This window comes from Sodalis ligni (genome assembly GCF_016865525.2).
Taxonomy (GTDB): domain Bacteria; phylum Pseudomonadota; class Gammaproteobacteria; order Enterobacterales; family Enterobacteriaceae; genus Acerihabitans; species Acerihabitans ligni.
The window spans coordinates 4,523,060-4,547,480 of the sequence record NZ_CP075169.1; the positions used below are offsets into that span (position 1 = coordinate 4,523,060).

General features: G+C 53.8%; 36 protein-coding genes and 1 pseudogene. 1 reads left to right on the forward strand and 36 read right to left on the reverse strand.

Translation table 11 applies throughout. The annotated features are described in order from the left end of the window. Window positions 1–10: 10 nt before the first annotated feature. The 36 genes and pseudogenes from GTU79_RS21155 to GTU79_RS21325 all read right to left on the reverse strand — a co-directional run bounded on the left by GTU79_RS21155 (window position 11) and on the right by GTU79_RS21325 (window position 23,446). Window positions 11–556 (reverse strand): ATP-binding protein, encoded by a 546-nt coding sequence (locus tag GTU79_RS21155; RefSeq protein ID WP_203524632.1) that lies wholly within the window; start codon window positions 554–556, stop codon window positions 11–13. After that, the gene (locus GTU79_RS21160; RefSeq protein WP_203524633.1) at window positions 553–885 is read right to left on the reverse strand and encodes a head-tail joining protein; all 333 of its coding nucleotides are present in this window, start codon (window positions 883–885) and stop codon (window positions 553–555) included. Before GTU79_RS21160 ends, GTU79_RS21155 begins: the two co-directional genes overlap by 4 nt. A gap of 2 nt (window positions 886–887) precedes the next feature. Then, complete coding sequence (locus tag GTU79_RS21165) at window positions 888–1,148, reverse strand: hypothetical protein (protein ID WP_203524634.1); 261 nt, start codon at window positions 1,146–1,148, stop codon at window positions 888–890. Then, on the reverse strand, window positions 1,148–2,194 hold the full coding sequence (locus tag GTU79_RS21170) for a major capsid protein (RefSeq protein ID WP_203524635.1): 1,047 nt from the start codon (window positions 2,192–2,194) through the stop codon (window positions 1,148–1,150). Before GTU79_RS21170 ends, GTU79_RS21165 begins: the two co-directional genes overlap by 1 nt. A gap of 79 nt (window positions 2,195–2,273) precedes the next feature. Continuing rightward, window positions 2,274–2,684 (reverse strand): head decoration protein, encoded by a 411-nt coding sequence (locus GTU79_RS21175; RefSeq protein WP_203524636.1) that lies wholly within the window; start codon window positions 2,682–2,684, stop codon window positions 2,274–2,276. After that, a complete protein-coding gene (locus GTU79_RS21180; protein WP_203524637.1) occupies window positions 2,684–3,241 on the reverse strand; it encodes a hypothetical protein in 558 nt (185 codons plus the stop codon). The genes GTU79_RS21175 and GTU79_RS21180 overlap by 1 nt, the downstream gene beginning before the upstream one ends. Window positions 3,242–3,243: 2 nt before the next feature. Continuing rightward, window positions 3,244–4,099 (reverse strand): annotated as a pseudogene (locus GTU79_RS21185) (S49 family peptidase). Then, complete coding sequence (locus GTU79_RS21190; RefSeq protein ID WP_203524638.1) at window positions 4,099–5,739, reverse strand: phage portal protein; 1,641 nt, start codon at window positions 5,737–5,739, stop codon at window positions 4,099–4,101. Before GTU79_RS21190 ends, GTU79_RS21185 begins: the two are co-directional and overlap by 1 nt. Next, a complete protein-coding gene (gene gpW / locus GTU79_RS21195; RefSeq protein WP_203524639.1) occupies window positions 5,739–5,999 on the reverse strand; it encodes a gpW family head-tail joining protein in 261 nt (86 codons plus the stop codon). Before gpW ends, GTU79_RS21190 begins: the two co-directional genes overlap by 1 nt. Window positions 6,000–6,009: 10 nt before the next feature. After that, window positions 6,010–7,992 (reverse strand): phage terminase large subunit family protein, encoded by a 1,983-nt coding sequence (locus GTU79_RS21200; protein WP_338091425.1) that lies wholly within the window; start codon window positions 7,990–7,992, stop codon window positions 6,010–6,012. After that, on the reverse strand, window positions 7,961–8,572 hold the full coding sequence (locus GTU79_RS21205) for an RNA polymerase subunit sigma-70 (protein WP_203524640.1): 612 nt from the start codon (window positions 8,570–8,572) through the stop codon (window positions 7,961–7,963). Before GTU79_RS21205 ends, GTU79_RS21200 begins: the two co-directional genes overlap by 32 nt. 118 nt (window positions 8,573–8,690) lie before the next feature. Continuing rightward, window positions 8,691–9,341 (reverse strand): hypothetical protein, encoded by a 651-nt coding sequence (locus GTU79_RS21210; RefSeq protein WP_203524641.1) that lies wholly within the window; start codon window positions 9,339–9,341, stop codon window positions 8,691–8,693. Window positions 9,342–9,850: 509 nt separating this feature from the next. Beyond that, window positions 9,851–10,099, reverse strand: a complete 249-nt coding sequence (locus tag GTU79_RS21215; RefSeq protein WP_203524642.1) for a hypothetical protein — start codon at window positions 10,097–10,099, stop codon at window positions 9,851–9,853. A gap of 14 nt (window positions 10,100–10,113) precedes the next feature. Then, window positions 10,114–10,428 carry an Acb2/Tad1 domain-containing protein gene (locus GTU79_RS21220; RefSeq protein WP_203524643.1) on the reverse strand — a complete coding sequence of 105 codons (315 nt, stop codon included), beginning with the start codon at window positions 10,426–10,428 and terminating at the stop codon, window positions 10,114–10,116. Window positions 10,429–10,438: 10 nt separating this feature from the next. Beyond that, entirely contained in the window at window positions 10,439–11,023 is a 585-nt protein-coding gene (locus tag GTU79_RS21225) for an Ig-like domain-containing protein (protein WP_203524644.1), read from the reverse strand. After that, the gene (locus GTU79_RS21230) at window positions 11,020–11,229 is read right to left on the reverse strand and encodes a hypothetical protein (RefSeq protein WP_203524645.1); all 210 of its coding nucleotides are present in this window, start codon (window positions 11,227–11,229) and stop codon (window positions 11,020–11,022) included. Before GTU79_RS21230 ends, GTU79_RS21225 begins: the two co-directional genes overlap by 4 nt. A gap of 70 nt (window positions 11,230–11,299) precedes the next feature. Next, the gene (locus GTU79_RS21235; RefSeq protein WP_338091426.1) at window positions 11,300–11,518 is read right to left on the reverse strand and encodes a hypothetical protein; all 219 of its coding nucleotides are present in this window, start codon (window positions 11,516–11,518) and stop codon (window positions 11,300–11,302) included. Continuing rightward, complete coding sequence (gene lysC / locus GTU79_RS31555) at window positions 11,511–11,729, reverse strand: Rz1-like lysis system protein LysC (RefSeq protein ID WP_420854198.1); 219 nt, start codon at window positions 11,727–11,729, stop codon at window positions 11,511–11,513. Before lysC ends, GTU79_RS21235 begins: the two co-directional genes overlap by 8 nt. Next, on the reverse strand, window positions 11,629–12,045 hold the full coding sequence (locus GTU79_RS21240) for a hypothetical protein (RefSeq protein ID WP_203524647.1): 417 nt from the start codon (window positions 12,043–12,045) through the stop codon (window positions 11,629–11,631). Before GTU79_RS21240 ends, lysC begins: the two co-directional genes overlap by 101 nt. Further along, window positions 12,042–12,536 carry a lysozyme gene (locus GTU79_RS21245; protein WP_275956903.1) on the reverse strand — a complete coding sequence of 165 codons (495 nt, stop codon included), beginning with the start codon at window positions 12,534–12,536 and terminating at the stop codon, window positions 12,042–12,044. Before GTU79_RS21245 ends, GTU79_RS21240 begins: the two co-directional genes overlap by 4 nt. Further along, a complete protein-coding gene (locus GTU79_RS21250) occupies window positions 12,536–12,778 on the reverse strand; it encodes a phage holin (RefSeq protein ID WP_203524648.1) in 243 nt (80 codons plus the stop codon). Before GTU79_RS21250 ends, GTU79_RS21245 begins: the two co-directional genes overlap by 1 nt. A gap of 472 nt (window positions 12,779–13,250) precedes the next feature. After that, entirely contained in the window at window positions 13,251–13,781 is a 531-nt protein-coding gene (locus tag GTU79_RS30710; protein ID WP_253073389.1) for a hypothetical protein, read from the reverse strand. A 110-nt stretch (window positions 13,782–13,891) separates the two neighbouring features. After that, window positions 13,892–14,299, reverse strand: coding sequence for a type II toxin-antitoxin system HicB family antitoxin (locus tag GTU79_RS21260; RefSeq protein WP_203524649.1), 408 nt, complete (start codon window positions 14,297–14,299; stop codon window positions 13,892–13,894). A 52-nt stretch (window positions 14,300–14,351) separates the two neighbouring features. Next, window positions 14,352–14,525, reverse strand: coding sequence for a type II toxin-antitoxin system HicA family toxin (locus tag GTU79_RS21265; protein WP_203524650.1), 174 nt, complete (start codon window positions 14,523–14,525; stop codon window positions 14,352–14,354). Window positions 14,526–14,666: 141 nt separating this feature from the next. Then, window positions 14,667–15,107 (reverse strand): antiterminator Q family protein, encoded by a 441-nt coding sequence (locus GTU79_RS21270; RefSeq protein WP_203524651.1) that lies wholly within the window; start codon window positions 15,105–15,107, stop codon window positions 14,667–14,669. A gap of 8 nt (window positions 15,108–15,115) precedes the next feature. Beyond that, window positions 15,116–16,126, reverse strand: a complete 1,011-nt coding sequence (locus GTU79_RS21275; RefSeq protein ID WP_203524652.1) for a DUF968 domain-containing protein — start codon at window positions 16,124–16,126, stop codon at window positions 15,116–15,118. Then, the gene (locus GTU79_RS21280) at window positions 16,123–16,803 is read right to left on the reverse strand and encodes a phage antirepressor KilAC domain-containing protein (RefSeq protein ID WP_203524653.1); all 681 of its coding nucleotides are present in this window, start codon (window positions 16,801–16,803) and stop codon (window positions 16,123–16,125) included. Before GTU79_RS21280 ends, GTU79_RS21275 begins: the two co-directional genes overlap by 4 nt. Beyond that, complete coding sequence (locus GTU79_RS21285) at window positions 16,796–17,185, reverse strand: RusA family crossover junction endodeoxyribonuclease (protein ID WP_203524654.1); 390 nt, start codon at window positions 17,183–17,185, stop codon at window positions 16,796–16,798. The genes GTU79_RS21280 and GTU79_RS21285 overlap by 8 nt, the downstream gene beginning before the upstream one ends. Continuing rightward, complete coding sequence (locus GTU79_RS21290) at window positions 17,182–19,137, reverse strand: DNA cytosine methyltransferase (protein WP_203524655.1); 1,956 nt, start codon at window positions 19,135–19,137, stop codon at window positions 17,182–17,184. The genes GTU79_RS21285 and GTU79_RS21290 overlap by 4 nt, the downstream gene beginning before the upstream one ends. After that, complete coding sequence (locus tag GTU79_RS21295) at window positions 19,134–19,997, reverse strand: phage N-6-adenine-methyltransferase (RefSeq protein ID WP_203524656.1); 864 nt, start codon at window positions 19,995–19,997, stop codon at window positions 19,134–19,136. The genes GTU79_RS21290 and GTU79_RS21295 overlap by 4 nt, the downstream gene beginning before the upstream one ends. Next, the gene (locus GTU79_RS21300) at window positions 19,994–21,001 is read right to left on the reverse strand and encodes a phosphoadenosine phosphosulfate reductase domain-containing protein (RefSeq protein WP_203524657.1); all 1,008 of its coding nucleotides are present in this window, start codon (window positions 20,999–21,001) and stop codon (window positions 19,994–19,996) included. The genes GTU79_RS21295 and GTU79_RS21300 overlap by 4 nt, the downstream gene beginning before the upstream one ends. Continuing rightward, window positions 20,998–21,243: a PerC family transcriptional regulator gene (locus GTU79_RS21305; protein ID WP_203524658.1), complete on the reverse strand. Its 246-nt coding sequence runs from the start codon at window positions 21,241–21,243 to the stop codon at window positions 20,998–21,000. Before GTU79_RS21305 ends, GTU79_RS21300 begins: the two co-directional genes overlap by 4 nt. Next, entirely contained in the window at window positions 21,240–22,298 is a 1,059-nt protein-coding gene (locus GTU79_RS21310; RefSeq protein WP_203524659.1) for a conserved phage C-terminal domain-containing protein, read from the reverse strand. The genes GTU79_RS21305 and GTU79_RS21310 overlap by 4 nt, the downstream gene beginning before the upstream one ends. Further along, on the reverse strand, window positions 22,295–22,471 hold the full coding sequence (locus GTU79_RS21315; RefSeq protein ID WP_203524660.1) for a DUF4222 domain-containing protein: 177 nt from the start codon (window positions 22,469–22,471) through the stop codon (window positions 22,295–22,297). Before GTU79_RS21315 ends, GTU79_RS21310 begins: the two co-directional genes overlap by 4 nt. Before the next feature lie 155 nt (window positions 22,472–22,626). Further along, window positions 22,627–23,172, reverse strand: a complete 546-nt coding sequence (locus tag GTU79_RS21320) for a YmfL family putative regulatory protein (RefSeq protein WP_203524661.1) — start codon at window positions 23,170–23,172, stop codon at window positions 22,627–22,629. A 10-nt stretch (window positions 23,173–23,182) separates the two neighbouring features. Further along, window positions 23,183–23,446: a transcriptional regulator gene (locus tag GTU79_RS21325; RefSeq protein ID WP_203524662.1), complete on the reverse strand. Its 264-nt coding sequence runs from the start codon at window positions 23,444–23,446 to the stop codon at window positions 23,183–23,185. A 120-nt stretch (window positions 23,447–23,566) separates the two neighbouring features. Between GTU79_RS21325 and GTU79_RS21330 the strand changes: the two genes are divergently transcribed. Beyond that, window positions 23,567–24,037: a hypothetical protein gene (locus GTU79_RS21330; RefSeq protein ID WP_203524663.1), complete on the forward strand. Its 471-nt coding sequence runs from the start codon at window positions 23,567–23,569 to the stop codon at window positions 24,035–24,037. The last annotated feature ends 384 nt before the right edge of the window (window positions 24,038–24,421 follow it).

Here is a 24,421-nt window from a genome sequence, read left to right on the forward strand (position 1 = left end):
TACTCCAGATTTATTGGGGCAGGTCTACCGTCACCACAGTTTCGGTGGTGCCGTCAGGCATTTTGATGGTGGTGTCGATGCCGGCCAGCGGCACAGATTCGACCGGATAAAAATCCTCCGGCCCCTGGTAATATTCGATATCCAGTTCGTAGAGCATCTGGGCCGTATGGCCCTCGCCGCTGGCGCTGACGTCTATCGTGGATCGGATAGATTTAAACTGTTGGGTTTGCCGGGTCAGATCGTAACTGTTAATGACTGCCCGCTCTACCTGTTCGCGCAACGCCTCCAGGGCGATTTCGGCCTTCTTTGCCCCATCGTCGTCCGTTGCGCTATCCAGCGCCTGCAGCAGTCCGGTAATGCGCACCGTCGTGACCGTAGTGAACTGCGGGGCGTTCCGGCCCAGAGAGTGCTTTTCCTCAAAGGGTGTTTGCACCAGGAGCGCCGGGTACATATCTGCGCTGGTCGCCCAGTCACGCGGGGAGTAAACCCGGTCACCGGCATCCGTTTTCCCTGTTAACGCGGCAATCACCAGGCCGCGCACCATTGCAGAATTCATGATGAGGTCCTGTTGAGCAGCAGTTTGCAACCGCCGTGGCTGTCGAGCTGTATATCTTTGACGACAAAAACTGTATCGACGCGATAGACATAGAGACGATCGCCTCTTGCCGGCGGCGAGACAAAAACTGCGTCTCTCACCCCCAGCACCGGCAGCGTGGTGTTGATGGTGGGATCGTCCGGGTCGAGCGGCTCAACATCCCGCGTATAGGCCCGGTCGAAAATCCCGGTAATGTCATAGGCTGCGCTGCCGGCGGGCCGGTAGTTCACCGGCTCCCCGAAAACCTCTTGCAGGGGAGCCAGGAGGTTAATATCCCAATCAATGCCCATGGTTATGCCTTGGTTTCAACCGGGCCCTGAACAGTGGTGTTATCCAGGGTGGAAACCGACACGGCTGCCGGTTGTTCCGCGGCGGCGGCCTGCAATGATTCCCGCGTCGCGACAAAACCGGCTTTGATGAGATGAGCGGCAGACGCCTCATCCAAAGTGATGAGAGCGTTCTGTTGGTATTTGGTGCCGTTGTGGTACACGGTTTTACCCTTCAGTACCACAGCTTCGACCGTTTTGGTTGCATCTTCAGTAATTTTAGACATTACGCCACCACCTTAGCGCACAGCGAGGCGTTAACCCGGCTGGGGATAACAATCGGCGCAGATTGCATCATCAGATAGCGCTGGGCCGGGTCGGGCATTACCCATGTTTTTGGCGCATAAGACATCGGGCCATAATTGAATGCCGGATCCAGAATAACGCCAAATGCACGCGTCCCCATCAAACCAGCGCCGCACATAATGACTGCGCCGTCCACCAGCATAGGTTGTTCTGTGTCGGTGGCATCCAGGTACCAATCGTTGTACAGCCACAGGTCAAAGTTACCCCAACGACCTTTATACACTGCGCCTTTTTCGTTCTGCGCTGCAGGGTTGATCTGGTTACCGAACGGAGACAGCAACGGGAACGAAATGGCGGTATCCTTAATAGAGGTATCCAGGCGGAACGCAAGCCATGACTTGGGGGTGAAAATCAGATCGGTGGCATTGGCGCCTGATTTCTGCAAGTAAAGCACCTGCCAAGTTTCGATATTACTCGACGGCAAAATGTTGGTTGTCCCTGCCTCCACCGCTGTCGGCCACAGACTGGCGCCGCTCAGCGCAATAGTCAGTGCGCTATCGCGGCCAAAATCGACCACGGTAGTTTCGTATCCGTCGCCCGTAACCGTCACCATTGCGCTTTGCAGCGCCTGTGCTGCCATCCATTCCAGACGGCGATTGAGCATATCAATCTGATCCGCCATTTCGAATTGGATGTTGATCATCTCGCGTTCGGCCGCGGTATATTCACCGCCAATACGCTCACCGATTTGCCGGCGCACCGGTTTGCGCAGATCGGGGGCGCGTTTATCCTTGATGTAGGGCGGTTTAAAGGTATTGGTCTGGTAGCGACGGCTTTCCACCAACTTACCTTCGACCAATGGCGAGCAGAACGGCGCCATCCGGCGCAGACCGACATCGACGTCGATGGAAACGAACTCTGTCTCGCTGGTTACCACATTGGGAAAAAACCGGTCCAGCAGCCAATTCTGGGAGGTTTTCAGATTGGGGATCAACTGTACCAGTTGGTCAGTATCAAAAATATTCATAGGGTTCTCGCAACAAATAGACGCACGAAAGCCTCCGGCGGACGCCGGATAGCGTTTGAAAAATTAATCGGTTACGGGCTTACAGTGACGCGGGCGCCTGAATGGAGTCGCGCAGGAATATGCCCAGTGGACGAAACGCGGGTTTGAGCGTGGTCACAGTCCAGCTGGCATCGAATGTCAGGCGGTTTTGATTAAACTCGCCCATCAGATACACGCCGCCAGTGACATCTGCAGCGGTGGCGTCCACGTCATCCGCTAAAATAGCGCTCGGGTTTTGGCTGCCATCGGTAGCGGTTTTTACGGACGCGATGTATTTACCGGATGCGGTGATTACACCCAGAACAGTACCGCGCTTATACACGCCCCCCATCAGGATGGTCACGGTATCCGTGACCAGTTGAAGGGGTCCCGATACCAACTGATCCGGGATGAACGTATCCTGGCGAGCGCTGGGCTGCCAGGAATTATCGCCAAATTGATTAACTGACATTATTTATTCCCCACTGCCTGGTTGTAGAGGCTGGCTGCCTGATTGACCAGCGCCGATTTGCCATTTGATCCACCGTCAGCTCCCACGGTAGTGTTGGGGACCTGCTCCATGCGTTCATCGAGACTGCGCCGTCCGGGCTTAGTCTCCAGAGCAGAACTGGCGAGAACACCAATCGCAGCTTTAGCCGGCATATTGGTATTAAAAGCCAAAGATGCGGCTAATGACGGGCGACCGGCGGCATGCTGGCTGGCGAAGATGGCGGCGCAGCGGTCACGTTCGGCCTTGCGACCTTTTTTGACGTCCTTTTTCTCATCCTTGTCTTCGTCGTCATCCTCTTCAGCATCGGGATCGTCGCCGCTGTCATCATCGTCGCCATCGTCGGCACCTTTTTTCCCCTCTTTCTTGTTGTCGTCGTCCTCCTCACAACAATCGTCGCCGTCCTTTTTTTTGTCATCCTCAGCCTTACGGGCCTTTTTGCCTTTTTCCTTGTCGTCCTCATCCTCTTCGGATGCAGACGAAGCGCGGCCCAGTAGGTGTGAAAAATTAAGAAATGCCATTGTTACTCTCCAGATTGTTTTAACAGGTGCCGGAATGCGGCGTCCGGGGTCATGACCATATCGGCCAGGCCCAATTCAACGCCGGCCGCCGACATAAAACAGGCCGCCTGCGTATCTCGGATGGTTTTTTCAGATATCCCGCGGTTGCGGGCGACGGTGCTCACAAACAATCGGCCGATTTCATCGACATCCGACTGTATGGCCTCGCGGGCGGTGTCGGACAGCTCAACGTAGGGGTTTCCCTCGTATTTCCGGTCGCCATAAGTGATGATGGTGACCTGCAGCCCGTCGCTCTTAATCTTCTGCGACCAGTCAACATGCATCACAATGACGCCGACCGAGCCCACTCCGCCGGTGCGCGGCACACAGATGCAATCCGCGGCGCTGGCCAGGGCATAGGCGGCGGAATAGGCGTTCTCGGTCAGGATGGCGTGTATCGGTTTATCGCCACGGGATTTGTAAATGGTGTCCACCAGGTCGAAACAGCCCGCCACCTCACCGCCCGGGGAGTCAATATCCAGGCAGATGCCCTTAACGTCGGGGTCATATAGGGCGGCCAGGAAACTCTGTCGGATGCCGTCATAGCCAGTCATGCCGCTGTAGGGCCGGAGTGAGCCGAGTTTTGCACCAGCGTGCCTTGGATAGGATCACTGCGATGCCCTCTACCAGCTCATAACCGGTATCACTGCCCTTTTTACGGCTGAACGAGTCAACCTCATCGTCGCCCCAGACGGAAGCTGATTTGATTTGGGTAATGCCGAACCGCTCAGATAGCGCCGCCATAACCACTTCGGCTTTGAGCGGGTGAATGGCCAGCGGCACATTAAATAGCCGCTGGGCCAGGTGTGGTAAATTAATCATCGTGTTTCCGGGTCCGTTATGGTTTTTTGCGCCGGTGTATCGACCTGAGCCCAGCTAGGCGGCGTCAGGCCACGCTCTTTGAACGCTTCAACCTCTCGCTTGCGCTGATCGAGCGTTTCCTCCCAGTCTTCGCCCTCGTTTTCCGCCACTTCGTGTTCGAGAGTGGACAATCCGGCATCCATGCCGAGAATTGCGCCTTTTTTCTCAGCGACTGGATCGACCCAGCCGCGCCCCGGTCCCATCCAGTTAGCCCGACAGTATTCCGTCCGAGCATCCAGAAAATCCGGCGCGCCGGCAGGCAGCGGCAGATCACCGATATCGAACACCTCTTCAGTGAAGGCGGTTGCAATTGGTTGACAAAAACCCATGGAATAATCGGAACGGCGCCGGCTCATCGTCTTATAAGCCTCAAGCATCGCGGCACGGGCACTGGAGTAGTTCACATCCGACCAATCCTGGGAAATCTGCTGTGCAGATTGTCCCGTGGCCGCAGCGATGTTGCGCAACACCGCGTTTTCAAACTCCTTAAAATTGCTGTTTGGCCGGGCGGCGTTGACGGTACCGATTTCCTCCCCTGGGTACAGAGCAACCATGCGGGAACCATTTTGTAGCGAAATACGCCGGTCATGATGAAATTCGGCTCGGCCCTGTTGATATCGCCCTAACTCGTTGTCATTCCCGGGACCGAGAGCATCTTCCGCCATCGCAGGATCATACGGGGATTGGATATATGCGCCGAAAATCGAATTGATGATGGCCGCTTCCAGTTCGGTGTGATCGTACTTAATGAGCATTTTCATTTTTTGTACGATCGGTGCCAAGATACCGATGCCGCGATGCTGCGCCCCTCGTTCATGGTCAAAATCATGAATAACGACAGGCCGGCCCCACGGGGTTTCGCGCTGGACTTTTTTCCAAGTCAGGCTTTTTTCTGCCGCCCACCAGTCGCCCATATGCGCCTGGCGTATCCAGTAAGCTACGGGCGCGCCATCCTCGTCGATTTCCACTCCACCGCGAGTATGCGGCAAATCGAATTGCTGCTGGGGATTGCTCAGCCTGTCGGGATCCACAATCTGAACCGCTGTGGCGTAACGGGCCCTGCCTCTTCCCAGGCGGTCCCGCCGATATTGCAGTATGGCCAGCGCATCGCCATCAATAAGTTTGTGACGAAATCCCAGCCGGATCATTTGCGAAACGGTCTGCTTGCGCTCAACGTCGCAATAGCGCCCGGTGTCATTCGCCCATGTGCGCCATGCGGCCTCTAAAACGCGTCCGTATTCGTCCGCCCAGGTAGCGTCGAACGCTTTATTGCCGCTTATGATGGCCAGCGCACGATAATCCGGCTTGAAAATAGGCCGAAAATTGGCGCCGATGGCGTTATCCAAAATACGGGTGACGCTGCCGGCGGCCCAGCCGTCATTCCGCACCAGGTCCCGGATCCGCGATACCATGCGGTCGCGGTAGATATTGATCTCATTATCCGACGACCAAAGCGCGGGCTGCCAGTTTGCCAGCTGATCGCTGAAGGTGTCGGCGGCATCATAGGGAACCCGGCCGCTCCCGTTAAGCGCTGCCGGCCTTGGTCGTGTCGGCGCCAGAGGCTGGCCGTTTGGGCCTAAGATTCTGACTTCGCCCATCAGTAACGAAACCTTATCGCCCTACGCGGGCGAGTCACTGTTCCCAGTTGTGCCTGCAGCAGCTGAATCAGCGCCATCAATTGCGGCAGGGTGGTGGGGGTAAACGTCACCGACCGGGGTCCGTCGCCTTGGGAATAGGAAAATGAAACGCCCTTCGCGCCCGTGGATAATTCCAGATATGCCTGTTGGGCGTTAGCCAGCGCCGTTTGCAACTGCGCGGTGCTCATGCCCGCCAGCAGGCTGGTATTTTTATCAAACATAGGAAATCCTTTAGGCTAAGAGATCGGACATGCGCTTGCGCGCCGGTGGCGCATCGGGCGTCGAGATAATCACCCCGGGCATACGGAGTTGTGGTTTTTCCTCGGGCTGCGCCGGTGGCGGCTGCAATGTTTCCGGATTAGCTGCGATAGCGTCAGCCGTGGCGTTCAGTTTCAGTCCAAGATAGAGCAGTCCACAAAGCGCGCCGTAGTTGTACACCCGGCAATCGAGCGCTTCATTCGCCCTGCCCGGCAACTGTTCCCAAACGCGATAACGCTGGCCACCGGCGGTTTTCACCACGGACCGTTCCGCAAGCAGTTGGCTGAAATAATTTAAATCTCGTTCTACCGGGAAATGCATATAGCCGGCCGCGGGCTGACCCGGCTCCGGTGGTTCAATGTGCAGTCGGGCGCGGACCGAATCTTTTGCAGCGTTGACACCCAGAATGATCGGGCGATATTGCGATTTTGTCCGAGAGGTGGGCTTTTTTGTCGGCCAGACCGGCGAACGCTTGCCGCCGCGCGCCGACTCGCCCTTGATTGCCCAGATTCGCCGGCCAATGCGTTCTTTACAGAACTCGTAGACCTTTTGCGTGTGATGACCACCAGAGTCCATGCAGCCTGCCATGACGGTAAAACCCCGGCCGTCTGCCCGGCGCCAGACCTGTTTGAGATACGCATCCAGCCGTCTCCAGGGTTCATCCGTCTCCAGGTCGCCCTCAATGACATCGTGTGCTATCGACCAGCTTTCCTCGTTGCGGCCCCAGCCCACTATTTCCAGTTCAAACCGGTCATCTTGTGTGTCGATGCCGACTGTGATCACCACCACACCATCCGGCACCTCGGCCGGGAACACTTCGCAGCGTTCAGCTAATTTTTTCTCGCTCAATGCTTTTTCCCCGCGGTCCTCATAGGTTTCGCCCAGGGTCGTATTGATGAACGTCTGGCGCATCAGCGGATCGTCTTTAACCCGCAGCCACTCCGCTACCAGATATTTCCAGGCGGCATTGGTATGCAGGCTATAACCGGACCAAATATGGAAGCCGGCATGTCCATGAAATGGTGCCGTGGCGCGCCATTCACCGCGCTTGACCATCCCGGGCAAATCGCTGTGATGGATAAGGCAGCCGGTATGCCGGCAGACGTAGTAAGCAGTTTCCGGCAACCCGTTACCGTTCTCGTCTTTTTCCCACTTCATGCCGTACGGCGTATCCGGTCCGCCCCACTCCAGCACCTGGTATTCACCGCACTGTGGGCAGGGCACGAAATATTTGCGCTGATCGCTCTCGCCGTACGATTTTTCGATGCGGCTGAGCCCCTTTACGGTAGGCGTTGAGCCCAGGACAATTTTTCGATTCCAGAATGTCTCAGAGCGTTTGACCCCCAGGGCTATCTGATCGCCCTCCATGCCGGCCCCGGCCACCGGGTAGCCGTCCACTTCATCGAACAGAATGATACGGCAGGTAATACGCCGGAAACCGCCGGGACTGTTTGCCCCCACCAGAGTGAGATTGGCGCCATTCATAAACTGCTTTTTGAGAATGGTCTGGTTACTGTCCTTGGCCTTCGGGTCGCCGGTGATCTCCGATAGCACCGGCGTATCGCGCAGCATCGGAACAATTTCGGTTTTGCTGTAGTCCTCCGCATCCTCGACGCGGGGTTGAACAACCAGGATGGGTGACGGGTCATGCGACAGGTAATACCCGACCACATGATCCAGAATCTTGGTGTAGCCCACCCGGGCCGATTTCATTACCGATACCTGGGTAACAGCCGGGTCGGTAATGGCATCCATGATGCCGTCCTGATAGGCAAACGAGCGAAACCGCCCGGTTTGGGCGCTGGTCTCTTTGGACAGAACGGCATGCCTATTGGCCCACTCACTCAAAGAGAGGGGCTCGGGCGGTCTGATATTGGTACGGCGGAAGAGAAGTTCGCCGGAAAAGTTATGCCATGCGGTCGGGTTAGCTATCCCCTCGGTCGTTGTTTGTATCAAGGCTTAACTCCTCCATCGCCTCGTAAACCACCTCCTGCAGCGCCGCCACAAACCCGGCATCATCAGTGGTTGAGGCCAGCACCCGCAGCCGGGGGCCATGCTCGGGCGCAATGGCAATTAGCCGGGTCCGCATGCGTGAGTACTCCATCCCCACAGCCTCGATCATATTTTTATAGGGCAGTAGCTGTCCGGACTTTTCCTCATATTCCAACTTAGCCAGCAGGGCAAAGAAGTTTTCCTTTAGTGTGCGAGCCTCATCCATCGACATGGTCGCACCCATCTCGGCTACCAATCTCGCAGCGATTTGCGCCGGCGATTCTTCACGATCGGCGTCATGCTTGTTACCCGATCTGTTACCTTTGCGGTTGTTACCCGACTTGTTACCCTGTTTGTTACCTTGCGTGTTACCTGCCGTTTTTTTCTCAGGGCGGGTAACAGTTTTCCGGTACCGCTCAATGTTGGCGTTTGACGCCTCGACATCAATGTCATCGCCCGCCAGAACCAGCCAGCCACGGGCCTTCCAGGTCGTTACCGTCTTGCGGCTGACGCTGTGCAATTTGGCAAAATCAGACTGGTTCATTTTGTTACCCTGGCGGAGTTGTTACCCAAATTTCAAAATTTCATAGCTAGACGCAGAACGCGGCGCGCAATGCCCGTGAAATAAGACCCTCGGGGAAGGACCCAAAAGAGAATGGCTATCATTTGGCCGTCCTCATCGCCTCATCGAGCGCTTTGCTCATCTCACCGGGCATCAATTTTTGAGCCATCGTTTGAGCGGTTGCCATATAGTCCAAATGCTCGTGGACTGGCAGCGCATTACCGAACCGGATAAGCAGCCGCAGCGTGTTCGGGTTTGTACCGCGATCACGCCGCGTCCCGTTCGCTGACCGTGGTAATCGCTGCTTCTTCCCCTTGCGGCCCTTTCGCGCCTTCACCCGCTGCCATACACCATTGACGCCATCGACCGTACCGATGAAGATGTCAGTCCGCGCTTTGAGTTGCGCCATCTTGGTTCTGGTCAGGTTGCCGTACTTGTTCAGCTTGATGTCTTTGGGGTTGAGCAGCGCTGAGCTGTTGAGCTTATGCACACCGCCGAACTCGAACGGATCGAGATAGCCGGCGGCGATATCCCGGACAAATACTTTCGCGACAAGATTATCCTTGCGGGCGCCAACTGAGCCGACCGCGTTAACGGTAAATGGTGTCGGGCTTTGCAACACCTTTTGCATTTGCAGCTTTTCGGCTTCTTGTATCTGTCGAGCCACATTCGTTAGCGCTTGGGCGGTCGCAAACGGAATTTGTTTCTTTATCGTCTGAAGCTGTCGGGAAAGGTCTTTTAAATCTGCCATATTCCTGCCCTATGAAACTGTCTATGATAGGTCCGCCAAACCAGCCTTCATCTATCATAATTTCTGGCGGGACCGGGATGCCGGTGTTGTATCGTCCAAGGACTTGGTAAGGATTATCCTCGACGCCCGTCATATTTATCCCCAGGGTTTGGAGTATTGTTAGTGTCTCTTAATTAATGCGGAAACCATTTATGGCAAATATGAACCTCTCATGCCTTCGCTCGGCAAACTCAGTTTCGAGGATTCAATCGGGACCGGATGATCACGGCATCGCTTATGAAGCGTTATTAGTTGCGATTCTTACTGAAATCTCAAAATCAGATGATGGGCATGAGGCCATCCAAAGGATACGGAGATATCTCAACGATGCGCTTCCGGGCGGGAAATTCACTACTTCTTTGAGGATAGCGGATGATATAATCAGTGAGGCCGTAGGTGAAGCTCCTAAAGCGTAGCCCATGCATCTTTTAGGCATTATTGAGCGTCCACGGATAGACGCTCTGTAATGGCTACTCCGTTGTCACATCTGCCGGTAACTTATTTTTCTTAACGACAAAGACGGGACCGCCGTCGTCGTCATCTTCAACCGCGGTCAATTCGTCTTCGTCGAACCACTTTTCCTCTGCCCGACCGTCCGCTGCCTTGTAGTGAACCTGATAGCCGTTTGCATGATCGGCATATTCAGCGCGGCCTTTAACGTGGCCCATTTCACCACTGATTGAAATCTCGACAAACTGATTAAGCCCAAATGTAAACATCGTTTTCTCCGTTATTACACTGTCGGTTGTGCCACGGCGCGCACCAGCGCCATGATGCCGGTTTGAATATCGGTCTTGCCGATAGCTGCCCAGCGTTGCGGCTCAGCCGCACGGAAGCGCTCCCATTCCAAGGACTCACTGGTAGCATGGGACGGACCAGCGCGGTTTGCGTCAGCCCGCTTAACTTCCGTGTCAGTGCTTAGCCGACCAACCAGCTCAGCCTGTAGTTGCAGCAATTCAGCACCCTTTGCCTTGATGCGATTCATCAGGTCGATTTCTTCCGGTATCAGCTCGCGATATCCGGTGATTTTTCGGTGTTGGTTTTCCACGATCCCCCCCCTACAGCTTTTTAGCCAGCGCCACAGTTTCCTCGAATACGTCTTCGATATCGTGACCCAAATAGATCAGGATGCCCTTCAGCTTTTCGAGAATGGATTCATGCTCGGCCACAGTGATTGTGGCCACCGTTGCAGCGGGTGCAGCCGGAGCAGCCGGAGCTGGAACAATAATGGACGCAGGCACAGCGACAAAATACAACGTGTTCACACTCGCCGTAGTTCCATCTTCCAGGATAGCGGTTAACGTTACGGGACCGACAGCAGTGCCCGTGATACTGGCCACTGCCTGTCCGTTTGCATCGGTTGTGCCCTGGGCAGGAGTAACGGCTCCAGAGGTTACGGAGAAATTGACCACAGCACCAGCGACAGGAGCGCCTGCGTCATTAGTGATTAAAGCCTGGATGGTGTTAGCGCTTAGGCCATCAGCGGGCTGTGAATTTAACAAGATGGCAAGAGTAATTTTGTTCACGGGTTCAACCTCGGGTTTTTGAGTTTCAGTCGCCGCCGTCGCGGTAACTGGTTTAAAGTAGATGGCTGTCACCTTCTCTTTGAGACATGCCCAGATTTTTTTAATGAATGCTTTCATTTCTTCCTCACAGCTTCGATTCGCTTTATCCGCTGGTAGAGAAGCATGACCAACTCGCCCCAACTGAAGCCGGCGCGCTCGCCCAACCGTTCTAAAGATTGTTGCGTTCCGAATTGGGCCGAATATTCCTTATAAGCCTCGCGCGCCCAGTCTTTGGGGATGTCATTCATGTTGGTTTGCTGAACGGGGAATCTTTCGTCGGTCATTTCTGCCTCACTTATCTATTTGCTCGACTATGCGGTGTGCGTTGATTGTTTTTGTCAGGATGGCGATAATTCAGCAGCCATTGGGGAAGATGCATAAACCTATTTTCCTCGTTTTGGCGCAAACGATCACTTGCTGGCATACACCCGATGTATCAAACGTCTCATCGTATTCATGAAGCAATTCCGCCATTTTCTCTTGCCATTGTTCCGGCATTTCATGCATCAATGAGCGTGGCAGCACCAGAAACGACGAATAAGAAAGACCGAACCAATCCCACAATTTATTCATTTTGCCTCTCCAGTTCGATTTTACGGATGCCGGCCAGCTGCGCGTTGCAGTTCTGCAGATCAGTTAGCAGCAACTCATCCCATTGCAGCGCATCGCCCCAGGTTAATTGCTCACTGGGCGGCGGGCTGATTTGGCACTGCGCTGTTAGGCTGGACGGGATCGGCGTCACCGGCGTCTTTTCGTATTTCGTTATAGTGTTTGAGCAGGACATCAGCAGCGGCAGCAGGAACAACGGTAACAGCGCAGGGCTCAGTTTTGATAACCGTTTGGATAACGGTTTCCCGGTCCTGGCCAGCAGCGGTATTGTTGGATTGTGCATTGAGGGTTGTCCCGGCGATGGTGTTAAACAGATTGAACAGATTGGCCTGGTTCTGCACGGCGGCCGCGTTGGCCTGATTTTCCTGCATCAGAGCGGCATTGGTCGTTTGCGCCTCGGCGTATTTGCCGTAATAGTGGAATGCCACCCAGCTCAGAACGCCAATGATCAGGGCAATGATGGCCGTTACCGCAACCGCTATTTTGTTCATACGTCACCCCAGGTACACAGGTCAGTTTCAATTTCGCGCCGTTGCATCAGCCCCTTCCAGGCCCGGTTGCCGGCATAGATCCACTGGCGCAGCGCCTGGCATGCCCCAAGGGTGTCGCCGGCGTTAAGCTTGCGCAGCAAAGAAGAGTGACGAAACGCCGTGGCCCCCACGTTATAGGTAAAGGAGTAAAGCGCGGCGCGGGTGGTGTCTTTGATGGGGACTTTTACCGCCGTATCGACGGCCTTTTTTACCGGCGCCAGGTCTTTTGCCAGTAGTGCGTCGCATTCGCCATCGGTATAGCGCCGACCCTTGATAATATCCGGCCCGGTGTGGCCATCGCAGACGGTCCAGATCCCGGCCACATCCTGATAGGGCAGGTATTGCCGCCCCTCCAGGCCGTTGGGACCGCCCAGCAGCGCAACTGCTATGGTCATTGCCCCGCCGCTGAGGGCGGCAATGATGCTTTTGCGTAACGCGGGAGACATCGCCATTATTCCGGCCTCGGTATAATAGTTTTCCCCTCGCGGGCGGCCGCTTCAATCGCCCTGGTCTGGCGGCGCTGGAAATAGAGATTCGTAAAATAGGTAGCGATACCGAGCACTATCCCGAAAATGATCGCTGCCTGACTCCAGTCGACGTGGCGAAACCAATCAATAAATTTTCCCAGCGCAATCAGTAGACCGGAAGACGAATACGCCCCGACCGTCGTTATTTTTTCAGGCATTTTGGACATGCTCCGGCCCCCCCGATGTTCCGAGGTTTTAAATTTATGGTTGTGTGGATCGATCTCAATATAACTAACACGATAAAATTGAGATGTTGTATTAGCGAAAAAATTTTCTTGATTAATTTCTTTTACATTGTGTTAATTCATAGAGCAGCTTTGATATTTACTTTCTAGTTTTTGGGCCCATTGGAAATTTTGATTTCAATCCTTTTCTTTTATTTGCAACGTCTGAAAACAAAACCAACATTCTATTTGTACAGCGTTCCAGTGATTCAGTAGCGATATTGATAAAAGCCCACATGTAGTTGAAATCAGTGCTATTTATGCAACCTGTACCACGCCCATTTGCTTCACTTCGATAGAAGGAAATTGGTAAAATGTGAGTATAGTGTGATAAAAGATCGAATGTCTTTTGAAATGGATTTTATCGATCCCCATTTCGTTCAGTAACTCATCTCTGGAATATATTGTTAGTAACTTACCAGCTATAGCGCGTTTTTAATTGAAACATCAAGAGATTGAAAAAGCATTTCCAGTTAACCGAGCAATAATTTCTTCTCTTTGCTGAAAGTAAAAGGCAGTTCATTGTCATTTTCCTCATCATTATTTGAAAGTAATTCAATTCTTTTACACAGTCATTTAAATGCATTACGTTTAATTTTGCTTTCCACTCTTCCAGCGATAGTGGATCTTTAGATATGTAATAGAAAAGTATTTCGCCTTCCATTATAGCTCTAACATGAGGGGCTATGGAGGAAACATCCCAATTCTCATATTCTCGCTTTGACCATCGTGAAATTGGAGTGGCAGCCATCAAAAATGAGGCATGGGCACATATACGTGTAAATATATATGTTGACCAAGCTTTATAAGGCTCAGTCTGCCTTACACCAATAGCATTACTTATTGCATTGGCCTCGCAGACAGCAATATCACAGTTGCGAATCGCGAGATGATAAAAATCCCAATCATAGTTTGAATCATCGGAATTATTATGAACACGACTCATCGGACCTTCCCGCCTGGTTTATATCAAGAATTGATGCATTATAGTTTAATTTTAACTTTCATAACACCATAACCCCGCCGAAACGGGGTGTCTATCGTACTCCGAGCAAATCAAGCGGCCTGCAACTCCAACCGCCGGCCGAGCGCCGACATGGCGCGCTGTATGGTGTCGATTTTCGTTGAGTGATGCAGATCAAACAGCCGTGTCACTTCCTGTTTTTTCACTCCCATCCGAGCCGCCAGCTCGACCTGGCTTAAGCCGGACTCGATGAAGGCGTTCAGAAGCATCACTTTAGATGCCACGCTCAGCGGCACATCAACATAATCGCCGGTTATCGCGCTGGGCGCCGGAACCGGCCGGTTATCCTCAAAGTAGAAATCGAACGCCGTCACCAGCGCGTCGAGCGCCATCGCTAACGCTTCCTCCCGGCTATCCCCCTGCGTTAATGCCTCGGGGATATCCGGGAATGACACCACAAATCCGCCGGTGTCTGGCTGTAAAGTTACTGGATATCGCATATTGTCATAGTGAACCTGCGCGAGTACCAGCCCCTTTCGAGGCTGGTGATTATCAAAGACCTAACTGCTTGATAATGGCTTTTCTGAGTGGCTCTTTGATTTCATCCCCTGGGTGCCTCGGCATCACGCTGCGTCGGTCCTTGTATCGAAGCTTCAGATGATTGGTGCCGTCTGAAACTTCAACCCCTTGAGATTCAAGCCATCGCCTGAACTCGCGTTGCTTCACTTCTCCCCCTGTCTGTTGAACATGGGATTATAGTAAACAATTATGCTTACCAAGTCAACAGTTTTGTTTACTTTTCCATGCAAATAAAACCCCGCTCAATGGCAGGGTTCAAATGATAAGCTTCATGCGTTGCAACTACTCTTAGCACACTACAACACTTTTTTCGGGCCGAGATAGTGTTTTTTCTTCATAACCATAAATATTTTGCTTCTGAATATAAGGATCCATTTCTAAAACCGCACCGGTCATTGATAGGCATCCATCAATAAACCCTTCGGCGACTTGTAATTGCCGCCTTATTTCCCGCTCGTTACATCTAAACCACCGTGCTATTGCAGACTTTGATGCGCCATAAATATAATGCAAGCAGACCAAATTATATTCATCAGGCCTCCTGATTTTTTGCAGGCACAGTACGGCAGAATCTATGATCAGCCCGTCATCGTCACAGCAAGAGTCGAATGTTTTACCTGTCCGTGGCAGAAGCCCCTTGAAGCCTGCGGCAATATGCGAAAAATCAACGCTGGAATTATCACGCGCCCAGACGCCCCACCGTTCGAGTACTAATTGAATGTCGCGCATGGTTTCCCCTATTTTGATTTGCCTGTACTGATCACGCCGAGCGCCAGCGCCCGATCTATTGTTCGTACCATCATCTCCAGCTGGCTGCCGTGTTTTCCCTCGAATGCAGCCGTGTCCCGGTGCAGTTCGTCATGGCACCGCCGGCACAGTGGTATTGTGAAAAGGTCGTGTGGTTTGGTAGCCATGCCGCCCAGGGCGTGGCCGGTAATGTGATGCGGATCGTCCGCCGGGCTGCCACAACCGCCGCACGGCTGCGCTTTTACCCATTGGGTGTAATGTTCATTCGTCCAGCGCCGCCGTTTCGGGATCAACATGAACGACTCCGGCGGTTCAGGGTCGATTGCCAGCGCCAGCACAGGCTTAGCTTGCTCCACCAGCACAGCGGTGGCTGATACAAACGGCTCTATGGTGGATTCCCGCATAACAGATTTAATGGGTTCAGGCTCCGGCATTTTTAATATCTTGCGCGCCGACCATTCAGGCGTCGCCTGAACCACGTTTTTCAGCATTGCCCAACATGTCAGTTCAGGTAATGAGATTTGCCGGTCCGCTGGCAACATGAACGCGCTGCGGACGGTATCCAAAATCCAATCAGCCAGATTGTGAAATGCGATTTCGCCCAGCTTCTCCATCGCCAGCCCTTGAAATTTGTGATCATGATGCCAGCACAGCCGGACTGAACCGTGGTCATAACGTCGAAACGTCATTTCGGTCATGTGAAAATCATTAGTTGACCACTGGCACCCGGCCGCGCGCTGCTCGAGCCAGGATTCCAGCCCATCTACATGGCCGGCCGCCGCGATGACGCGCTCATCAGTAAAAAACCCGGTTAATGCCGGATCATCGGCCAGGGTTTGCGCCGCGTCCGCCAGCGCGCCGGCAGGCAAATGCTTCATGAATTCCGGCTCGTTGCTGATCAGCACCCGTCCGGCAGTGAACATCGGCAGCAGGTCGCCGCCCGGGCGGAACAGCACCAGGCCCAGGTCGCGCTGCAGGCACGGGGTTAATATTGCTCTCAAACCAGACTCCCGCGGGTAACGTGCTCCGCCCACAGGCCGGCAATCCACTTAACGCCCTTGGCGGTGAACCGGGCCTGGCTGAATGCGTAATTCGATGTCGTTGTGGTACCGGTCTTTACCTCAAACCGGCCGGCGTCGGTGTGCTGGTGGTGCGGCGTCAAAATATTGTTGAGCCGGTACATGATGTGGCGGTCCAGCAGGAACAGACGAAATTCGGGCTCTTTTGCGTTGAGCAACTTTGCCACCTGGCGGAACGACATTGAGCCGGTGGCTGTAACATACCGGTCCACGAACTCCGCTTTTGGTGCCGCCGTAGCCAGCTGGTTTTCTAACGCCTGTTTTTGCTCGACCAAATCGGCGGCCAGGCGCAGTGCTTCCGGCAAAGATTGCGGGACCGTGATCTGCTTTTCCAGTTCCTGCCAGCGATCCACAACCGCGGCGGTGAACTCAGGAGAGAGACGGGCCACCAGCACCAGGGAATCCCGTTTATTGAACCGGTACTCGGTATAGCTATTCCCGTTGTGTTCGAAATCGAACTGCGCCAACGGCGCGGTTAAAATTCCAGCGGCAACCAGGCGCTCAGCCGAACGTTTCACATCCCCATGTTTGCTTTGAACCAGGGCGGCAATCTCCCGGCTCGACATCATGATCGGTCCTGCCGTAATTGCGTTATGCATCGGCTACCTCCTCCTGAATGAATTCACTGATCGTTATTTTCACCTGGCCATTTTTCATTACCGGCCCCCAGCAGGCGGTGAGTTGTTTCACCTGGCTGTCGTCTTTCCAGATGCCGGCATGCGTTAATGCGTCGAAAAGGGCTTTAAAGTAGTTATCGAGATCGCGGCGGGCGCGGTCCGGCGGGTACAGCACAAGGGAAACACTCACGTCATCCACCAGCGAAATGGGATATCTGTGAAACACCTCAAGGATTGACGCCAGCACATCCGTACGGAATAGCCGCCCTTTCGCACTGATTAAATGGGCGCCGGCCAACGGCCCCCTATTCGGGGACCGCCAGTAACTGTTCACGCTGGGTGGAAATGGAAGCATCAAGATCATGCGGCTTCCTCGGCTTTGGCTTGGCATAACTCCGGCAGATTGGCGCGAACTAGCGCCTCGGCGAACGGCGGCGGGACGGCATTGCCGCAGCGGGCAACCTGCTTATCCTTTGCGTATTTATTGCCGCGGTAATCCTGATCGATAACGTACCAAGACGGGAAGCCCTGAGCGGCGTAGAGCTCATGCGGTTGCAGCATGCGCATGCCGATATCGACTATCTGATAATCCACACCTTCGACCGTAACTAGGCCAAACCGGTCCCGGCTGGTTACCGTGTGAAGCGGCTCGGTAATGTCCAGCCCCTCTTTTTCATTACCGTAATACTTCAGCAAAAACGCCCTCACCTCGCCGATATGCATCCCACCGGCGGTAATGGTAGGCATAGGTTGCGCGACAGGCTGGCCGTCTTTGCAGGTGCCGCGGAGCTTAATCAGATGGGAGGTAACCAGAGCTGAATCCGCTTTCGCAGTCACCGTCTGTAATGGCTCGCTGACGTCGCGCGGACGACTTTGTCCGGCGCGGCCACCGCAACCCACCAGCTGTGCGGAAACCAGGGCGTGATGATCGACCGTCGTCACCGTATGGGCTGGTTCGTCCAGGCTGGCACCCGGGCCCGAATAATTGCCGCCGAAATGTTTTGCCAGAAAGGCTTCAACAAGCTGGCTTTTTCCTCCACCGCCGGCAGTGATCGTTCCGCTGGGCTCATCGGCGGAGTGGCCGACGCTGTTGCCGAACTGGTGGGCAATGATCGGGGCCACCAGCAGATGTTCGGCTTTGCTTGTCACTGTGGTTAGCGGGCCTTCCAGGCTGTAGGCCATGCGGTCACCGCCGAAGCCCGTTTGCCCTATACGGGCGATAACCGGCGCCACAAGACAAGAATGGTTCGTGTTGCATAGCGTATGCAGCGGCTGTTCTACCGAACGCGGTTTCGCCTGAAATTTAGGGCCACCAGCTCCAGCTATTACCGGGCTTACCAGCGCATAGCCGTGTGTTTTGGTGATGGTCTTCAGTGGCTCATCGATTGACTGGCCCCGGAAACAATCATAAGAGCCATCCTTGGTGGAGTGATTGCACTTTACAATAAACGGCGCCGGGTTATCGATAACAAAGCGCTGGATGCCGCGCGCGATCCGCTTTAGGGTATTTTCGGCCAATGGCCGCTTGCGCTCGAATATGCTCGGACATGGGATAGACCAGTCGATACACTCCGCCGCGGTGCGCCAGGGCTTAAGTTTCCCGCTCTGAACCTCCAGTGATTTCGGATCGCCGTGAGTCGGTTCCGGCCAGACAATAGGCCGACCATCGCAACGCATAATCATAAAGAAACGCTTCCGAATGGTTGGTGCGCCGTAATCGCATGCCCTCAACTCTCGATAATCGACTATATATCCCAGGCCGGCGACCAGGCGGCGGCGGTCATCGCTGTCCGATGCGATACCCAGCACCTCGCAGCATTCATTCAATGCAGGGTGGTTAGCAGAAATACCGGTCGTCAGCATCGCGACGAACGCAGCGAACGTTTCCCCTGCCCGGGCAGGATCGGGATATTCGAAACCGTCGGCACCCGTCAATAGCGGCCCCCACGTTTTAAACTCCTCGACGTTTTCCAGTGGGATCACCCGAGGACGTTTTTTCAGCACCCACCGAATGACTATCCAGGCCAAGCCCCTAATTTCCTTTTTCACTGGCTTCGAACCCTTTGCCTTTGAAAAATGGCGGCAATCGGGACTGAACCAGGCCAAAGCCACCGAGTGGCCGCCACATGCCGCAATCGGATCGACATCAAAAACCGACTCGCATAAGTGCAACGTGTCAGGGTGATTGGTCCGGTGCATAGCGATCGCATTTGGGTCATGGTTAATGGCAATATCCACGCTGCGACCAGTGGCCATTTCTATTCCCGTACTGGCGCCGCCGCCGCCGGCAAAATTATCAACAATGATTTCCCTCATGCTGTTGCTCCCATGGCTGCAGTTAATTTCACGGTCTGGCTGATAATGGCGTCGGTAGGCATGCCATCGAGTTTCATTCGATGGATGTGATGACGAATTTTGTTTTGCAGCTCGGCCGGCAGATTTTCGGCAGCAGGCACTTGGTCAAATAAGAAATGGACCTCTTCCGGCCATACTTTGTTATTGGTTTCCGGTAATGGAATAATTTCTGGAATATTTTGCTGGTGGTTTATGCGTTGCGCCTCGCGCCTGATCTGCGCAAGAAAGGCATTGCCCTGGGCTTCGAGTTGATCGCGGCTGACATAACCCATGGCCGGGCCACGCCAGTTTTTATCGAATACCGCGATGGCGCCCGCAAAAAACGCGCCGGTGGGCACCTGCTGTTCATCTGAGGGTTTAAACCAGACAGGAACGTCAAAACCGACACGACCACGGATGAATGAAATATGGTCGGCCTGCTCCGGCCACCAAACCTCGGATGTGGCAGCTTTAATCAAAAACACATACCGCCCACCCCGTTCCCGCATTTCCGCCGCGTAGGCCATGATGTGCCGCATACCGGTAATGTACTGGCCGTCGTGCTGGCTGGCGCGGGAGTAAGGAGGATTAGCGAATGCGGCCCCGTTGAGTTCCACTAGACGTGCCGACCAGTCCTGCGACAGCGCATTGTCAGCCGCGGAGTAAAACGCCTCGCATTTGGCGTTACTCTCGTCGGCAAACAGGTCCAGGACAAGCGGGCCGAACATAGCGTTAATGCCCCAGAATAGCGGATCCGGAGTACGCCACTGATCGCCAATCTCTTTCAGTTTGTGGGCGGGTTGACGGTGGAGTTGCTCCAGCGCAACGCAGTAGTGGTTCATTCACACACCCCCGCATATACGCTGTTGCAGACGGAGTGATCACTTGCCTCTGCCAGCAGGTCAAATTGATGTCCGCCGCGAGTTGTCATGGCCCAGTCGCGGTATGCCTCAATGCCATGCGATTCCAAAGTAATAACCTCGCTACGGCGTTCTGAGTTCATCGGATCCATGGTTGAAGTAAAAAAGCTTGAATTCTGTCGGCGGCTGCATGCGCTGACCAGCCGTTCCCATGCTGCAACGCGGGTGATCTCTTCAGGCCACCGGCTAAATATCTCAGCCAACTCGCCTTTGCGAGCATTAACACATGGCATGCAACCCACACGGCTACAGCCCATTTTGTAGAGTGGATTTGGGTCAATGCCGTGCCGCCGCGCTAGGGCAAAAACATCCGCGTGTTTCCAATCCAGAATTGGGCGGTAGATACTTAGCCGCGGTCCAATATCGAAACCGGACTCCCAGGGGAAAAGCTTTGCTCGTTCCTTCGATTCTTCGGCTCGAATACCCTGCCAGCTCACGACCTCGGTACCGGCAGAGGTCAAGGGTTCAATTACCTGCAGGCGCATGGGTTCGTGTTTCAGCTCAGTGGTGCAGAACCGCCGTTGTGACGAAGGAAATCGCCCTTTCCACATGCAGAGATCGAGGAATGGGATACCTGTAGGATGCAGAATGAACAATGCTTTCTCGATGATTTCCGTTGCGCGCTCCGGCGTAAAACCGCATTCCTCCACCAGCGAAACCGGCCAAACTTCGGCAATAAACTTGCGCTTGCCCTCGATGCGATCAGTAAAATCAGCCTTAACGCGGCGAATAGGACCTAAGTTGGTTTCCAAATAATCGAGATATGCCAGGGTGATGGGGTGCTCATGGCCGGTATCGGCGAATGCGGCGAAATGGTCAACGCCAGCCTCCCGCGCCAGCAGCCAGGTGGCGAGGCTGTCTTTGCCACCAGACACACAAATGACATTTTTAACGCCTGGTGCCAGGGAGCGGCTATCAATTTTCATGCGGCCACCCCCATATCGGTGTGATCCACCAGCCGCGCTTCAGAAATTCCGGAGTAATCACCGCAGTAGAAATTTCCGTAACTGCTGCACCGGGCCCGACGGCTGATAATTTGGTCACGCAGGCGCTCATTGGTAGCTGGTGCAATATCAAGAACTACTAACCATTGCCGCGCGGCCCGGCGCCATTGGTACTGACTTTCCAACTTTTCTGCCAGAGCTGATTCTTTTTGAAAAGGTGTCATGCTGCTTTCTCCCCGGCCTGGCGCTGGCTGCACTCGGCCCATATTTTATTCCAAGTGGATTTGGCGAAATCCTCCCGCATGGACTTAACGCTGGCGCTGTCGGCGTCTTTCCGCGCGGCCGTTTCAATAAGGCTTTTTGATTTGTTGTCCAACGAACGTTTGAGGTAGCGTCCATAGGCGGCGTCGCGTTCTGAGTGATCAGCTTCCTGATTTAACTGAGAGTTGGATTTTCGGCCTTCACTATTCCAAGCCTGGGCACCCAGAAGATTTCCACTGAATTTTGATGGGCGGAACATCGTTTCGGGGTTTAGAAATTTTGCCCATTTGGTGCCTAGCCATAGCGCAACCAGGTAATCAACAACCAGGACCAGTTCTTCAACGGTGTGGCCATCGGTAAGCCGGGCGCGGATGTTTTGCAGCGTGGTGGGGATCTTGGTGTAACGGGCGCCAGTGAGTTTATTCAGGTGATCCAGTACCGCGATCGCCTGGTCTGTGGTTATTTTTGATTGAAAAGATTCCTCTTCCCGGGCTGCCGCCGCAGGCGGTTGCCCAAAAGTGTTTTTATTTGATGGATCTGGTGTTGATCTTACTGACGGATCGGGTGCACCGGGTACAGGCTCAAGATTCGGATTTTCGCGGTCTGGTGAGCCCTCATCCTGTGAACCTTCATGTGATGAGGGTTCATGCTGTGAGCCTTCATCCTGTACAGGCTCAATAGCGGGCTTTGAGACTGTACGGCGTACAGGCTCGGCCAGTGACTCGGCCAGGAGTTTAGCCAGATTCAGCTGATAGGTATTGCTGCCCTGCTGCCGGCGACCGTTCGCCCCTTTGACGCTTCGGGATGATTTACTTAACCAGCCGGCGGCGGACAATTCGGCCAGGGCGCGGCGCACCCCGCTATCGGATTTAAAGCTGCATTTGCGCATCAGCGTTTCGACTGACGGCCAGCTATGCCCCTCATCGTTTGCAAAGTCGGCCACCGCCAATAGCAGCATCTTGCGTGGCTGCGTCAGGCTTTGGACCTCCCAGACCTGAGACATCAACTTAATGCTCATAACGGCCCCGTAAATTTCTTTCTGAATTGCTCGACAGGCTGCATGCACTCATGTTCGTAGCCGTCTCGCAGGAATATGACTCGCTGGCGTTCCCGGTCCCAGCCAATGACGTGCACGGTAACCCCATACTGATCGCGGTAGCTGCGATCCACAGGGACACGATTTTCATCCACGATGCAGCCCCCTGTTCATTGAGTTCCCGCCAGGCGGTCTCCAGTTTCGCCCGCTCAACCTCCGGGCGGTAGTCGAATGGCGCGGGCTGGGCGGCAGTGAATGGCATGCAGCGGAATTGCGTGATCGGCGGTTCAATGTGTAAACTGTCCATGCGTTATTTATCTCCATGGTAATGAGACGCCGACGCCTGAGGGTTGCAGCCCTGGGCGTCAACCTTTTCAGGAGGGCAGTACACTCGATACAGCAGCGATACATGCTCTTGCCATTTCCGCTGTACCTGGTAACTCGTCTCATCGAGATCCTGGCGTTCTGCGTTATCAATCATCCCGTCCGCGATCGCCTCTCGCACCCGGGCCGAATGCCGGCCAATCCACTCAATTGACTCCATCAGCCGTTCGTTGATGTCCGCGTTATCGATAGACTCAATGTCCACCAGCGGAACATTGACGCTGTTTGATGCGCGGGATACGGCATCGGCAACGTATTTCTCCCCGCTGGCCTGCTGGATTACCAGCGCCCAGCCGAACGGGAATATCTGATCGCCGTCGGCGCGCAGGCGGTTGAAAATCGCGTTCTCAGTGACGCCTAACCACTCCGCAGCCTCGGCATAACCGCCCGGCAGCGCCGCGATGGTCTTTTTGATTGCGGCCACCAGCCACCCCGGCTGTTTTTCTGCCTGCCAATGTGATTGTTTACCCACGGTTAACCTCTCACCTCTGTGGTTTTTGTTTTTCCTCAGGCAAGTTAACCTGATTACGTTCGGTGCCACGCAAATACGCCCAATCAACGTCCGGGCGAAGTTCTTCGCACGTCACCGCGCCTGATGTGGCTTTCTCAATTTCTGGGCATCGTTCTGCGGGAATGGCTCGTATACCATTTGCCCATTGGGAAATGAGTGACGAATTGACTCCCAATAATTTCCCTAAGAGAGTCGCCTGCCCCCTTTGCAGGCCGGTATAGGTTCTGAGATTCATGCTTAATCCATGTTTCGGCTTGACTAAGGATGAGAATATAGCGAAACGCGAAATTGCGCGCAATACATTTAAGCGTAACGCGCATATAAATGTTTCGCGTTTTGCTATTAAATTTTACAAATGAAAGACATTGACGAGATTCGGCGCGACAATTTGCGCCACATTGAGCAGGAATGTGGGGGTCCATCTGCTACCGCTGAATTGGTGGGGATGTCTCCTGGACAGTTTGTAAATCTTCGGGATGGGGCAAAAGACTCAAAAACCGGGAAAGCGCGCGGCATGCGTAAAGAGACAGCGCGGCGCATTGAAGTTGCGGCTGGAAAACCAAAAGGTTGGCTGGACGTAGATCACTTAGGTGCCTTAAAGACAGATTCAACCTCGCTGAAAGCTACTGGTATCGAAGAAAAATATTTGTCATTATCAAAAGAAAAACAATCTGTTATAGACTATTTTTTGCTATCAGATGGTGAACCAGCACCCGAGTGGGTAGACAGGGATGCGCGGGCATATGCCGATTCGCTTAAGCTAAAAGCGCGCGGATGGTTGGAGAGAGGTCAAACAAGTAGCGATATAAAGAAAAATCGCGCTTAGGCTTGTTTGGTCAGAGGGAAAACTAATCAAGTGAAATGGTAAAGTACAATGTCTGATGAAATGAAATTCGCCAAAATCGCCTATATAGTTCCTTTTCAAATGGGAAAAATAACAATAGAGAGCCAGTTTTACTCATCAATTCTCCTAAAGATAAAGAGGTAAGTTTTTCTATCTCATTGTTTTAATAGGACTTATTCCAGGAATTGTTTACTCAGTATCATGTACTATAAGGTCTGACGATGAATCAAGTGATAGTTTTAAATACGCAGCACAAAAAAGTTTAGGGTTGAAGATGTTCTTGGGTTGGAAGGGCTATCCCTACTGCTGTTGAGATTCCTGTAACTCTCAAACCACCAGTTTTATCTGATCAGTACCGCATCGAAG